We start from the raw sequence: 14767 nt of genomic DNA, 5'->3' as shown, positions 1-14767 counted from the left end.
CCTGTTCAAACGAACGTTTGGACAAAGTGGAATTTTATAGTCCTTCAAGTATTGTTTCCCTTCAGATCATTGGTTCATAGAAAAATAAAAGTGTGCAATTTTATCTTTCCCTTGATCCCGTTATTCGGTTATGTTGTAACAGTATTGATATAACATTTTAAAATGGACCTTCATTTTTTCCTTGGCCAGTTGCGTGTTCTGTGCCTTGATGGCATCGAAAATTTCTTTATGCTCCTGTATGCCGATCAGGGCCTGGTCCTTATCGCAAACGTGATACTTTTCGAAATTGGTGATGATCTCGGGGGTGATGATCAGCATCAATGTATTTATCGTGCTGTTGCCGCTTGCCTTGGCAATTGCCAAGTGGAAAAGCAGGTCTTCCTGAACGGCATCCTCCCCGTTGAGCACCTTTTTGCTGTATGCGTCCAGGGCCTTCCCCATCTTTTCTAGATCTTCGCCGGTCCTGCGCTGTGCCGCCAACCGGACCGTTTTGAGCTCCAGTAAAATACGGGTCTCCACCAGGGACTTGAAATCGGGTTCCTCCAGGCGCAGGATATCCTCCATAATGCCGTTCATGGCTATCTGCCCTATTTCGGCCACGAAAGTGCCGCTCTGGGGCTTGGAGAATAACAATCCGTAGAATTCCAGTTTCTGGATGGCCTCGCGGACATTGCTCCTGCTTACCCCGAACTTTTCGGCGAGCATGCGCTCGGAAGGCAACTTGTCGCCCGGTTCAAGGTTCTTATAGTTTATCAGTTCCCGGATTTTCGAGATAATGGCGTTCTGGATCTCTTTATTTTCGTTATTGGTAAGAACTTCTAATTTCATACGCTAAGGGGGTCTTTTTTTAAATTGGTCGACCGGATTGGTCTGTTAAAATTAGAAAAATAAACGGCCTGGAGAAAAAATAAACTCTTATCAAAGAATTTCAGTTTCGTTTGTTAAATACCGATCGATTCAAAAGAATTTACCGGCCCGGTCAAGACCGGTAAATACAACAACTCAACAACTCAATTTCGCTCGCTACGATCGGCAAATTGCCGATGTGATAAATTTCATTTTAAAACCTAATATTAATACCCTTCGTTTTGTATTATTTCGTCAAATGAAGTTACTTCTGTAACTGGTACAGGGAATACATGATAACTACTATTAATTGTTTTTCCCATTTCGGCATCAAGTATTCCAGGACTAGCAGCATCAAAGCGAACCAAATCAAACCATCTTAGCCCTTCACAGGCAAACTCTAATCTTCTTTCGTCTAAAATAGCTTGTCTAACTTCTGCTTGAGTAGATGCGGTGCCACTTAAACTACCTAATCCTGCCCTAGTTCTAATAGGATCTAATAATGCTAAAATAGAGGCAGATTCTCCACCACCTGAATTTGTCGTTTCGTTCAACGCCTCTGCATATAGCATTATAACATCAGTTAATCTTAATTCTATCCAATTCATATCAGTGTAAGAACCAGAATCATACTTTACAGAAGCAGTCTCACCGTTAAGCGTCAATGCCGTTCTTAAATCTCCAGCACTAGCAGCAAAAGCAGCGATTAAATCAGCGGATAGAGGTGCACCATCATCTGCTTTCGTATTCTTTCCAGCGTACCAATTTCCAATAATTTCAGTACGAGTAGCACCAGGAATTACTGCAGAAGATGACTGTGCCGTTGCAAATAAAATTTCTGAATTCCAGTTATTATCACTGCCAAAAATCATAGAATAATCTGGTACTAATGCAATGCCTGCAGCAGCAGCCCCGTTTATAACCGCTCCAAGTTCTGTTGCAGCAGCTGCATAGTTGCCCATGGTTGCATACACTTTACCTAATAAACCCTGTGCAGCATTACTTGTGGCCCTGCCACCTGCATTTGCAGCACTAGAAGCGCCTAAAGCACTCTTTGCTGCTTGTAGATCAGGTATGATGATATTAGTGTATACCTCATTTTTAGGTTGTCTCGTAAGATCAGCAGCAGCAATCTCTTCAACTGTAGGTGCTCCTAATAAATTAACAGTTACATCACCAAATACTTGTACCAATTTAAAATAAGCCAACGCTCTTACAAATTGAGCTTCGCCTACTTGCGTAGCATCTGTAGAGTTTATTATAACATCATTAGCACTTAATATCGATTGATACAAACTAGAGTAAAAAGGCTTAAAAAAATCTGCGTTCATACTACTAGTTATACTATTGCCAGAAAAATCGGCAAAATCTGTATATGGTGTTTCGTCAAACAAACAGTCATCTGATCTAAAATCGCCTAATACCGGCATTGTATGTATTGCATCATAATGATAGGAATACGCTGCAACTAGTACAGGTTCATAATCACTTATATTATCTGCATCCACTTGATTAGGTGGTACCTGGTCTAGCTCTGTGGAACATGCTGTTATAAACAACATTGAAACCATTACTATTAATATTTTTTTCATTATTTTTTTCATTATTAAAAGTTAACGTTTAAACCTAAAGTAAAAGTTCTTAACACTGGATATGCACCTTCTTGATGCCCAGAAGTAATTGGTCCTCCATAGCCAGGGTTTGAACTATCTATACCTTCTGGATTATAAGACGTATAATCATCACCAACGAAATATAATAAATTGGTGGCTGCAGCATATATTCTAATAGAATTTAAACCAATTTTGCTCATAAGGTCTTGGTCAAATGTATAACCGAGCGTTAGGTTTCTTAAGGCAACATAACCGGCATCTTGTACAGTAGCGTCTGTTTGATCTCTAGCTCTGGTATAATGTTTTCCAGTTGCATCTTCAATACCATCACCATCAGCATCAAAACTACCACGCAATCTACCGCCCCAATTTGAACCGTAATAAAGTGGATCAACATTGTAAAGCACTGCTCCATGAGAACCTTGTAATTGGAAAGAAAGGTCTAAATTTTTATAGGTCATATTACTATTAAGACCCCAGTAAAAATCAGGTGTATTTGTTCCTAATTTCACTAAATCCCCACCATCTTCAACTGTTTTTGTCGCGTCAATTTTACCATCACCATTCTGATCAACTACATACACTTCTCCACTAGACGCACCAATTACATCGGTAGGGTTTATCATATGTTTCTCTTCAACCCATCCTGTGGTTTGCAGGCCCCATAATTCACCTATCTCTCCACCTACGTAATTTCTATAGACAGCACCTCTACCAGAAGTACCATAAATTTGATCTGGTAATTGGGTTAAAGGACCTAAATCTGTAATTTCTGTATTAACAGTAGACAAGTTTGCGCCCAAACTCCAATTGAAATTATCGTTTCTTACGATTCCTGCAGTCATTTCAAACTCCATACCAGAACTTTTTACATCCCCAGAATTAACTCTAATGGAACTTCTTCCTAATACTTCAGAAACACTTAGGTCAATTAAAATATTTTCAATATCAGACGTGTAATAATCTACACCCAAGGTGAAACGATTGTTTACAAAACCTAAATCAATACCATAGTTCGTCTCCGTATTTGTTTGCCAGGTTAAATCTGGATTTGAAGTATCTGCTGGAATAAGAAATGCACTCCCTAATGGTGTCGTTGCAGGATTTGCAAAACTTAATGCATTATAAGCTCCTAAATTAGAAGTAGTACCTAAAGATCCGTAACTAACTCTTGGCTTAAATTTGCTAATAAAGCCATCATTGTTGAAAAATGCTTCGTTATGTATATTCCAACCCAATGAAACTGCTGGAAACATTTCATGTTTATTATTAGCGCCAAAACGAGAATCGCCATCCCTTCTTAAAGAAGCGGAAATTAAGTAACGATCGTCATAGGCATAAGCAATTCTTCCGAAAATACTCTGCCTATGAATGGTTTCATTTCTTTCTGTTACTATAGTATTTTCGTTTGATATAAATGCATAATTTAGTGGTTCTCCGAAACGTTGTTCCACATTATTACCTTGTATCGAAGTTCCTAGAAGGTGATTCTTTTGGTATTCTACCCCAATTACCGCAGATATATCATGCTTATCATTCAACACGGTATTATAGTCTAAAGTAGTTACACTTAATATAGACTTTGTTTGAACGTCCTGTTGATCCAAATATGTATCTTTTAATTCGCCACCACCGTCACCAGTTATTAATGCGTGTTGTTTGAATTGAGTAGCCCTATAATCTCCACCCAAAACAGTTTTTAAGGTTAAACCCTCTGCAATAGCATATGACAAATAGGAGCTAATATTAGCAAAATATGTTTTTTCGGTATTTGATCTGTTCTCAAGAATACTGGCAGTCCCTGGGTTACCTGACCCTCCAATACCATTGCCATCTCTTCCATAGTGCCAGTCCCATGCTGGATCACCTGGCTGTAAATCATAGATGCTAGCAGGGAACAGGTCTGGAAGATCTCCATTTACGGCCCTAGTATCAAATGCCCTATAACCACTTACACCCCCACTTCTATTAACCGTATAACCCAAAGCTTGATGTTGCGCTTCCAATGCTTGAACAAATGCAATAGACGCAGGTGTATGGTAAATCGGACTAATATCATACTGTCTATTTGTGTCTCTCAGGCTACCTTCGAAATCAGATCTATCCGATGCAAATCCATTAAAACTTATTCCTGCCTTGAACTTTTCACCAAATTTAGTATCCGCACTTAAACGCGCATTGAGCCTTTCATATCCTTGCTTTACTACAACACCATCGGTATTCTGATAACCCATTGATGCAAAGAAGTTCGAATCTTCACTACCTCCACTCATACTAAAGTCATGGCTTTGTGTAGAACCTGTTCCAAAAAGATAATCTTCTCTAGCAACAACATCCGGTGCATTTCTATAGGCATCTATCTTAAACTGCGTGTATCCCGGGGCAGCTGCCTCAAGTTCAGAGACATCCCACTTGCCACTTGCAATTGAAGCATCAGCGTAATCTGCAAATTCGCTAGCTGTCATTTTTATATTGTCTACATACTTATTTGAAAAACTCGTGTAAGCATTGTAACTAAATTTAGTCTTACCTGCTTTACCCTTTTTAGAAGTTACCAAAATAACACCGTTTGCTCCTCTAGAACCATAAATGGCAGCGGAAGCCGCATCTTTTAAAACTTCTAAGCTTTCAATATCGTTTGGATTGACGGTAGCCAAACTACCTGAAATAGGGTAGCCATCAACAACAATGAGTGGATCTGAATTTCCTGTAATAGACGAAGCTGCCCTAATCTGAATCTTTGGATCGGCACCAGGCGCACCACTTTGGTTTTGAATTAAAACACCGGGTAATTTACCTGCTAAAGCATCGTCAACACGTGTAGCCTGTATACCGGCAATATCATCACCTTTTACTTTTGCTACAGCGCCTGTAAGATGTGATTTTTTACGTGTACCGTAACCAACGACTACTACTTCGTCTAGCAGTGCGGCATCTTCCTGTAACGTGACGTTTAAAGAGGATTGCCCTTCAAAAGGAATATTCTGGGTAATGAACCCGATATAGGAGAACTGTAGTACGTCTCCATTGTTTACTTGTATTGTATAGTTTCCGTCAAAGTCTGTCGCCGTACCCGTAGTGGTGCCGACTATAATGACATTTACCCCGGGAACGGGCACTTTTTCGACATCTACGACTATACCCGTCAAGGTAATACCGTCTTGTGCCATCATCTGTAAACCGTTGATGAACAACAGTGTGATTAAAGCTAGTTTCGTTTTAAAATTCATTTGTGATTCTTATTAAGTTAGTATTAAAGCGATAGGTACCGCAGGGGAATCGATACACCCTATGTGATGTTTATGATCACCGGTTTTTTTTAATTTACCAACTCACGCAGACCTCTTTAAAAATCAATGAATTTTTATACTTTTGCAGAAGGCGTGTAGCTAGTTACTATGTGCATGTCTTTTGTATTACTTCCCTTCAGAATGGAGTAATCTCTTTAAAGAGGATGGGTGTGCACCCGTCCTTTTTTTTGCTCTTCATTTATTTATCTCATGTGGTGCTTTCTAATAAATTAAAATCTAATTTGAGTCGTCAACAATTGGAAAACCATATTGGTTAACCAAATTGGTTTACCAAATATATGTTATTAAAGTCTTAAATAAAAATAATTTCGAAATTTTATTGTGGATTTTTTAACTAGCCGATAACAAATCGTTAGCAGACCTGTTAATTTGACAATTGTTACCTGATTTGAAAAACGAATTCTGCGCTTTTTATTTCTGCACTGTAGTCATAGCCTTGCTCCATTATTAAGTTATTCACTTACCTTAATAAATAATCTTGCTAGAAGGGTATCAGTTTTTTATAGGACTATCTTTTTAATATCCCCAAGTCGGTTCCGTCGGTGCCTTTTCCTTTTAATGGGGAATCCTCATTTAACGAATAGGAATCGCCTGAAAATTTCGGTGCCAGATACCAATGGTTTTCGACCGTATATTTCTGGTCGCCGGTCACTTCCAGTTTTTCCGAATTGCTAAAGTCATTATTGCGTATGTTGACAATAGGTTCGCCAACGACCAAATGTATGTTAATGGCCTTACTGTCATTAAAAATGTTGTTCTTGATATCGATTTCTTGTACGCCATATAATGATATGGCCGCATCGTATTTGTTTTTTTGACCGGAACCTACATTATCAAATACGTTATGATCTATTTCTAAAAATGGTCCAAACGTACTTTCGTCTTTTCCTCCTCTATATAATCTCAATGCTGCACCTTGTAGTTCGGTAATTGCATTATTTTTCATTATGAAGTATTCTACATTGTAAGCTCCAATATCATCAGTTTCCTTATCTAATGCGGCAATGCTACCTGTGATTTTTTTAAAGGTCGAATTTTGAATACTGATGGTATCTGCAAATGTGCCTTTAGAAACCCTCAGCACATCAAAAGAATGATTTACCACCAGATCTTTAAACTCACATTTATCAATAAACAATTTGTAATTATCCAACATCGAATTTTTGCTCGTGCTGATTACTGAATTCCCTGCATAATCTGGAGCCTTGGCTCCATCAAAAGTTATATTCTCCAAAGATAGACTGCCACCATCTTGGATTTCAAATGCCATCATTCTTTCGAATAAAACAGTTGCCTTTTCTTTGCCAACCGTTTTAAATGTAAGCGGATGGCTTATTTTAACTGCTTTGGTCAATAAGTATGTTCCACCTTCTTCTAGCTCAATAATGTCTCCTGCCTCCGATTTTTTTACGATTTCATATAACGTATTGATACCAGTTTCTACTTTGATGGTTTTTCCCGAATTTAAGGCAATAATATTATCTGCCTTGGAATACCAGGTTGTTCCCGTATTTTCTTTAGTTGCAATTTTCGAACTTATAACAACCTTCGTTTTTATTTTCTTTGAAGTAGGTATTAGGAAACCTTGTGTATTCTTTACTAATTTAATATCTGCATTTATAAAACCAGGCTTAATGCTAGTCTCTGAATTTTCACCTAAAATATTATTCTTAAAAGTGATTCCGCTAATATCATCATCAATAGTAAAGATGTTCTTCTTGTTATCGTTATAGATAATATTCTCTGAAAATTCTGAAGTTCTAGGGGCTTGACTTCTTTCTGCATCACTACCTGCTCCAAAAAGGATATTATCGCAATTTACAAACGTATTGTTATTCACTTTAGAATCAATAACCGGTACATATCTATTTGGTGGCGAATCCGGAACTCCGTTCATCATAACAAATGCCCCCCTAAAACGATATCCTTTTAAGCCAATATGGTAATTGTTAATAACCGTTTGTGTTTCATTAATTACACGAACACCACCTGTACTTGGTTTTCCATTACCAATAAATACATTACCATCAACTAAGGTTTCATTTCCATGACGCATGGTCAATGTTCCTGTACACTCAAAAAATGTATTATACTTAAAGGTGTTTTGACAAGATTTGTTGGAAATAATTTCGTGCTCACCATTGGTTCTATCAAAATAATTAGACTCAACTATCGTATTGGAATTTTCTAAGGCATGATGACTGGTTCCGATTCTTAAAGTTTCCCCGCCATTATTTCCATAGGTTGGTCGCGGTCCGAAATAGTTGTGATCTATTTGATGATTATTGGCTCTACTTTCTTCCGTATCTAAACCAACGATCATGGTAACACCTAGGTTCTTTTTTCCAGAAATATGATTATGGTCTATGCGGTTATTTTTACCATATATAGTTATCCAATAATCCTGCACTTGACGTTCAGGGTTATTAAAATTATCAATAACACATTCCGTTAAGCGACTATGATTAGCCATTTTATCTCTACTTTTTCTAAAAGAAATAACAGCGTTTGTAGGGGTATAGCCGTTTTTAAAGACCAAACCTTTGACTATTAAATGGTCTCCTGCAATTCTTAGATTGGAAGCACCTTCAAGAATTACTTTTCCTTTTTCTTCAACGGTAAGGGTGATGGGTTTCTCAGCTGTTCCACTGGCTTCAAATAAAAGTTCTGTATCCATCCATGAACCATTTGCAAGTACAATGTTATCACCAGGTTGTACCGTTTTAAGCCTTTCTTCAAATTCGGCTACATTCTTAACTATATCTGTCTGCTGTGCCGCAGCAAATGAGCAAGTAACGGTAATCAAAATCAACGAAAAAAAATGCTGTAAAAGTCCCATATATTTAAAATTGGTTTACCAATTTGGTTTACCAAAAATACATATAATTGTAAGACTCACAACTATTTAACATATAACCTGCCCATATTATCTCTAATTAATAATTAATCCCAAGTGAAATCGTCAATTTGACAAAAACCAAAATAAAGTTTAGGTAGCATTCCCTATGACACTAAAAAAGTTTATTTATAATAGGATTGAATTTTTGGGTGTACATATTTCCTTTTACCTTTCTCTTAATGGTATTCAAATTGACAGCTTCCTCTTAATAAAGGATATCAAGTTCTTGCTGTTCCTCTACCTTTATCTGTCCTGACTGAATAAGTGTGTTATTACTATGGTGGTTATTCTTTGCGCCCCACAACAAGGCGACCAATTTTACTGGATTGTGACTAAATGTATTGTCAATAATATTTACATTAATAATTCCCCGTGTATTAATTAGCAACCCACTTTCTTCTTTGCCTCCGCAGCTAGTAAAGGTGTTGTTAGAAAGCGTTAAAAATCCGCCAATGGTCGATTCATCATATCCATCTCTGTAGAAGTTAATCACATTGCGTTTAACGTTGATAAACTCACATTCATTAAAAGTTACCATCTCAGCATTGTAATCGCCCTTCTCATCAGCAGCTAAGACAATACCATTTTCACAATTTTGAATGGTTGTGTTGTTCACATTAATCGTATCTGCAAAAGATCCTTTGGAAGCTTTGAGCATGTAACTAAAATCTTCAATTACACAATTGTCAATAAAAAGTTTGTAAGCGGCGGACATGTTTTCATTCAGCGGAGCAAAAGCCAACTGATTGTTTTGGCCTTTTAGCGAAAGGTTCTCCAACTTGATAATCCCCCTCGGATTCATTTCAAAGGCTGGTGTGTTTTCCTCTCCGGTAAAGACCAGTTGTGCTTTGTTCCCCGTTTTTGATCGGATGGTAATTTCCTTGTCAATTTTAAGTGAACTATTAATATTATAGACCTTATCACTGAGTTCAACAACATCTCCTGTTTTGGCGTGTTCAATCATTTTCCTGAGTTCGCCTTCTGCCGATGAAGCACTAAGAATATTTGGTTCAGTGATAACTTTATCGGTTGAAAACCAATCAGGTCCGTATTTTTTCTTGTCGATTACAAATTTTTCAGCGGTTGATAGTTGGTTGATTGCACCAACTCTACTTTTTTTAGTTCTTGAATCCCCAAAGAGGTCCTGTTGTATTCTACCAAAATCATAGCCGTTGAATACATCGTTCAAAAATTCGTTTTGACCATCTTGCGGAACAAACAACCATTCATTGACCTGTTTCATTTTTATCTTCTTATTTTGGAGTACTGAAAATTCTGAATATTCAACACCGTTGTTGTCAATGATATTATTCTTAAACAATATGCCATTTATGCTATCGTGATCGACCAACGGTGCTTTATCAACTTGAGTATTATAAATCAAGTTGTTAGCAATTGTAGTTCGAATTGGTGGCAACGAGCGGATTTCACTTGCAGGAAGTACGTTCGCGCTTTCCCTGTTTTGCCCAATACCGAACTGCCATGGAGATTTGCAATCGACCCAAGTATTATAGGCGATAACGGCATCTGTAACCTGTTTATATCTATTTGATATGGAATTAGGAATTCCGTTCATCACAGCGAGGGGACTCCTGAATTCCCTTCCCTTAATTTTATAGAAATAATTATTGGTAATCCAGTGTCCGGTATTCACAAGTCTAATTCCACCATAGAAATCAGATTCGTCCCCACCTATGAAAATATTGCCGTCAACGGTACCATAATTGGCGTGCCTTAATACTAGAGACCCTTCACATTTGTAGAAGATATTGTTCCTAAAAATGTTGAAGTCGGCTTTATCAGAGACGATCTCAACCTCTCCATTACAAGCTTCAAAATAGTTGTTCGAAACGTTTACATAGCCCGGAGTCATCTGAGGGTTGCCAATGCGCACGGTTTCCGCTCTGGGGCCTCCTTTTCTAGGACGTGGACCAAAATAGTTATATACAATTTGATGGTGATTATTGGTATTCTCATTTCCAGTATGATAAACCATCAAGGTGTTGCCATCGTTTGATTTCCCTGCTATGTAACAATGGTCCATTTGATTGAGCTTGCCATAAAATTCAACCCACCGATCACTCATCGAACGACTTGGTTGTGTAAAATTTTCTATTACACAATTAGTTACCCTACTATTATTGACGACGCTGTCTAATCCAATTTTGTAGCGAATAATTCCAGTCGAAGGTGTATAACCGTTACGGAAGTACAATCCATTGACAATAAGGTTTTCACCCCCTAGATGCAAATACGACTGTCCTTCTATAAATACTTCTCCTGGAGTTTCTGCGCGAAGTGTTATAGGCTTTTCTTTTGTTCCCCTGCCAAAAAATTTGATTTGAACATCCTTCCAAACCCCATTGACAAGAATGATTTCACCTCCAGGATTTACTTGTTTGATTGCTCTATTTAGTTCTGCAAAATCCCTTACATAAATTCCTTCAGGATTTGATTTTTTGCCGCAGGATAAAAACAGCAGGACAACGAGGGTTACTAATAAACTATTTTTCATTATCATCTGTTTTTGTCCTGTTCCATATATTTCGCGAGTTCACTTTCTTCTACCAAAGAATCGTTTGGAAGGTTATAATTAATTGCAATTTTCTCAGTCGAGAACCATTCGGGCCCATATTTTTTCTTGTCGATTACAAATTTTTCAGCGGTTGACAGTTGGTTGATTGCACCAACCCTACTTTCTTTAGATCTAGAATCTCCAAAGAGGTCTTGTTTGATTCTACCGAAACCATAACCCACGAACACATCATTCAGAATTTCGTTTTGTTCTTCATGAGGGGCGAACAACCATTCGTTGACCTGTTTCATTTTCACCTTTTCGTTTCGGAGTACGTTATATTCTGAATATTCGCTGCCATTATTGTCGATAATGTTATTCTTAAACAATATACCCTCCATGTCATCATAATTCACAACCGGTGTTGCATCTACATGTGTATTATATATCAAATTATTGGCAATGGTTGAACGGATAGGAGGTTCAGACCTAATTTCTGTTACAGGAAGCACATCTGCACTTGCCTTGTTCTGCCCGATGCCTATTTGCCACGAAGATTGGCAATCGACCCAAGTATTATACGTAATCACAACATCTGTAACCTGCCTAAATCCTTTCATGGGTGTATTTAGAATTCCATTCATAATAGCAAGGGGACTCCTGAATTCCTTTCCCTTAATTTTGTAGAAATAATTATTGGTTATCCAGTGTCCCGTGTTCATCACACTCAGCCCACCATACAAATTTGATTCATCGCCTCCAATGAAAATATTACTATCTACGGTCGCAAAATTTCCATGTCTCAGCACCAGAGCGCCCTCACACTTGTAAAAAATATTATGGGTAAATGAATTGTAATTCGTCATATCTGAAATGATTTCAACATCCCCGTTACAAGCTTCGAAGTAGTTGTTCGATACGTTTACCCGCCCAGGTGTCAATCGTGTTTCACTATCCCCAAGTTGTATTGTCTCTGCACTGGCCCCTCCTTTTCTTGGGCGCGGACCGAAATAGTTATTTACAATTTGGTGATGATTGTCGGTATTCTCGTTTCCATCATGATAGACCATCAATGTGCTGCCATCGTTACCCTTTCCAGCTATGTAACAATGGTCCATTTGATTGTGCTTGCCATAAAACTCAATCCACCTATCGCCCGACAAAGCACTTGGTTGAGTAAAATCTTCTACCACACAATTGGTTACCCGGGTGTTGTTGGCAACGCTGTCGGCGCCTATTTTGTAGCGAATAATTCCGGAAGAAGGCGTATATCCGTTTCGAAAATATAATCCGTCAACCACTAGATTTTCTCCTCCTAAATGCAAAAACGACTGTCCTTCTATAAATACTTCTCCTTCAGTTTCGGCACGAAGTGTTATAGGTTTTTCCTTTTTTCCTATACCATAAAATTTGATTTGCACATCTTTCCAAACCCCATTGGCTAATACGATTTCACTACCAGGAGTGGCCTGCCCGATTGCTTCATTTAGCGCAAAAAAATCCTTCACATAAATTCCTTCAGAATTTGTTTTGCCACAAGACAATAGCAGCAGAACGGCACAGCTAAAGGTTAGCAGTAAATTGTTTTTCATTTCAACTTATTTTAAGTTTCAATTTTAAGTTTGATCGAATATCATTGTTGGCAAATCTTATCGCATCATCAATTCATAGATTTACACCAATACGACCTTCTAGGGTATCTATTTACATAGTAGGCAATAGTATCAGAAAGTGCGACTTTTTCTTATCTCCTCAATTTCGGTGGTTGTTATGGAATCTGTGAGCTTATTATGGACCATACGCACATAGTTTAATATGTCTTTCAATTCTTGATTTGTGAGACTAGCGGCAAATCCAGGCATCACTTCGTCGTAATTCTTCCCCTTCACCACTATTTTTCCTGACATCCCAAAAAGAGCAGTCTCAATTAGTTTCTTCTTGTCTGCTACGGTAGCCGTTCCTATGAGTGGGGGTGTGAAATTGGGTATTCCCTCACCTTCAGGTAAATGACATGATGCGCAGTTGTCCCTATATAGAATTGCTTGTCTTGTAAACGCATTCCCACCATGGCCATACTGTACCAACATTTTAATTGGTTCGTTAGCTTCGGTGGAGGTCTTTAGGTGGTCAAATTTTTTCTCTTCTTCATCTTGAAGCACGGAAATTTTAAGTATTCTATCATTTCCGTCTTTAGGGGCTCCATCATACAACCATTTATATCTGGACACGTTCCAATCTGTGTTACTGGTAATCAAGTAAACATCACCGGAGGAAGAAACACACAAATCCCTCAGGCGACCGAATTTCTCCTGCAGATAAATTCTTTTATTCACAATTTTTTCTCCAGAAGCGTCAAGTTCAAATAACCAAAGTGCTTGTCCTTTCAGGGTGGTAAGCATAAGGTTATTTTTCCATTCGGGAATAGCCGAATGGTTATAAAAATCTAGACCTGCGGGAGCTATTGTAGGTGTCCAGTCGTAAATGGGCTCGTTGACCGTTACCGAATCACAGAAGGCCAATTCGTTTTCTTTGTCACAAAATCCTTCTACAAAAGGCCAACCATAGTTGCCACCTGGTTTAATCAGATTGATTTCATCATCATTATTAGGTCCATGCTCAGATGAATAAATTTTTCCATTTGCCGACACCAATCCTTGAGGATTCCGATGACCCATTGAGTAGAAATAGTTACCTGGAATCGGGTTGTCATCAGGAACGCTACCGTCTAGATTCAGTCTGAGGACTTTGCCTGGCAGTGTTAACTCCGTCTGTGCATTACGGAAATCGGCCACATCACCTATGGCAAAAATGAGTTTATTGTCATAACTTATGGCGAGCCGAGATCCATTGTGCGCTCTGAACCCTGGAATTTCAGCTAATAGCGGCTCAGGATTAATCAAGGTGTCTTCTTGAGAAGAATATTTGTACCGCACCAGTTTAGACCTTACGAAATTGGGATTCCCACTACGATCTAACTCACCGGTTAGGGCCGAGTCAATATAGGTGTAGTGCATGTACACAAAAGACTCATTTTTAAAATCTGGATGAAGAACCATACCCAGCAGACCTGGGGTTAATCCTTCCGAATAAACCTCCGGAATGTTCAGCACCTTTTTAACCTGCCCGGTGGTGGGGTTCATTCGCATGATATTACCCTTCTTTTCGGTGAACCACAGATGGTCATCTGCTCCCCAGGTGACTTCCCATGGCTCATCCAAATCGCGAACCACCTCACTTACCAGCAGCCGGGTTGTGTCTAGTTGGATTATGGATTTCGGTTTTTCGTAGGATGGACGCTCGACTAATTTCGGACTTTCACAATTAGTTAATAAGCAGATAAGAAACATCGCTACGATGCCCAGCACAATATCAATTTTATGATGTATTTTATCCATTTTCATAGTATATTAATTTGAGTAGAAGATTTTTCAACGATCAGTTCTCCCGTGTTTTCACGCTCATAAGCAGAATGAGAATTATTTTTAGCTTCCCATAATGGCACCTCTCGTTTCACTTTCACAGGCACAGGTTAGAAGTAGAGTTTGTTCATTCCAACTGATTTTATAATTTATCTTTTAGGGTT

Annotated in this window: 7 protein-coding genes; all 7 read right to left on the bottom strand. The window is 38.4% G+C overall.

Annotated features, from left to right (window positions below):
• Positions 1-120: 120 nt before the first annotated feature.
• The 7 genes from BLS33_RS23000 to BLS33_RS22970 all read right to left on the bottom strand — a co-directional run bounded on the left by BLS33_RS23000 (position 121) and on the right by BLS33_RS22970 (position 14585).
• Complete coding sequence (locus BLS33_RS23000; RefSeq protein WP_089890512.1) at positions 121-828, bottom strand: FadR/GntR family transcriptional regulator; 708 nt, start codon at positions 826-828, stop codon at positions 121-123.
• Between the two features lie 245 nt (positions 829-1073).
• Positions 1074-2450, bottom strand: a complete 1377-nt coding sequence (locus tag BLS33_RS22995) for a RagB/SusD family nutrient uptake outer membrane protein (protein ID WP_218129634.1) — start codon at positions 2448-2450, stop codon at positions 1074-1076.
• A gap of 2 nt (positions 2451-2452) precedes the next feature.
• Complete coding sequence (locus BLS33_RS22990) at positions 2453-5689, bottom strand: SusC/RagA family TonB-linked outer membrane protein (protein WP_089895398.1); 3237 nt, start codon at positions 5687-5689, stop codon at positions 2453-2455.
• A 589-nt stretch (positions 5690-6278) separates the two neighbouring features.
• Positions 6279-8609 (bottom strand): chondroitinase-B domain-containing protein, encoded by a 2331-nt coding sequence (locus BLS33_RS22985; protein WP_089895396.1) that lies wholly within the window; start codon positions 8607-8609, stop codon positions 6279-6281.
• A gap of 265 nt (positions 8610-8874) precedes the next feature.
• Positions 8875-11184: a chondroitinase-B domain-containing protein gene (locus tag BLS33_RS22980; RefSeq protein ID WP_089895394.1), complete on the bottom strand. Its 2310-nt coding sequence runs from the start codon at positions 11182-11184 to the stop codon at positions 8875-8877.
• Positions 11185-11186: 2 nt separating this feature from the next.
• Positions 11187-12776, bottom strand: coding sequence for a chondroitinase-B domain-containing protein (locus BLS33_RS22975; protein ID WP_089895392.1), 1590 nt, complete (start codon positions 12774-12776; stop codon positions 11187-11189).
• Between the two features lie 132 nt (positions 12777-12908).
• A complete protein-coding gene (locus tag BLS33_RS22970) occupies positions 12909-14585 on the bottom strand; it encodes a PQQ-dependent sugar dehydrogenase (RefSeq protein ID WP_089895390.1) in 1677 nt (558 codons plus the stop codon).
• Positions 14586-14767 lie beyond the last annotated feature (182 nt).

This window comes from Kriegella aquimaris, assembly GCF_900103215.1.
Lineage (GTDB): Bacteria > Bacteroidota > Bacteroidia > Flavobacteriales > Flavobacteriaceae > Kriegella > Kriegella aquimaris.
The sequence above is the reverse complement of the archived record's forward strand: the minus strand, read 5'-3'. Positions and strand labels throughout refer to the sequence as shown.

Excerpts from the sequence above, each read along its gene's own strand:
- BLS33_RS22970 (WP_089895390.1), bottom strand. The coding sequence starts at position 14,585 with ATGAAAATGGATAAAATACATCATAAAATTGATATTGTGCTGGGCATC.
- BLS33_RS22975 (WP_089895392.1), bottom strand. The coding sequence starts at position 12,776 with ATGAAAAACAATTTACTGCTAACCTTTAGCTGTGCCGTTCTGCTGCTA.
- BLS33_RS22990 (WP_089895398.1), bottom strand. The coding sequence starts at position 5,689 with ATGAATTTTAAAACGAAACTAGCTTTAATCACACTGTTGTTCATCAAC.
- BLS33_RS23000 (WP_089890512.1), bottom strand. The coding sequence starts at position 828 with ATGAAATTAGAAGTTCTTACCAATAACGAAAATAAAGAGATCCAGAAC.
- BLS33_RS22995 (WP_218129634.1), bottom strand. The coding sequence starts at position 2,450 with ATGAAAAAAATAATGAAAAAAATATTAATAGTAATGGTTTCAATGTTG.
- BLS33_RS22980 (WP_089895394.1), bottom strand. The coding sequence starts at position 11,184 with ATGAAAAATAGTTTATTAGTAACCCTCGTTGTCCTGCTGTTTTTATCC.
- BLS33_RS22985 (WP_089895396.1), bottom strand. The coding sequence starts at position 8,609 with ATGGGACTTTTACAGCATTTTTTTTCGTTGATTTTGATTACCGTTACT.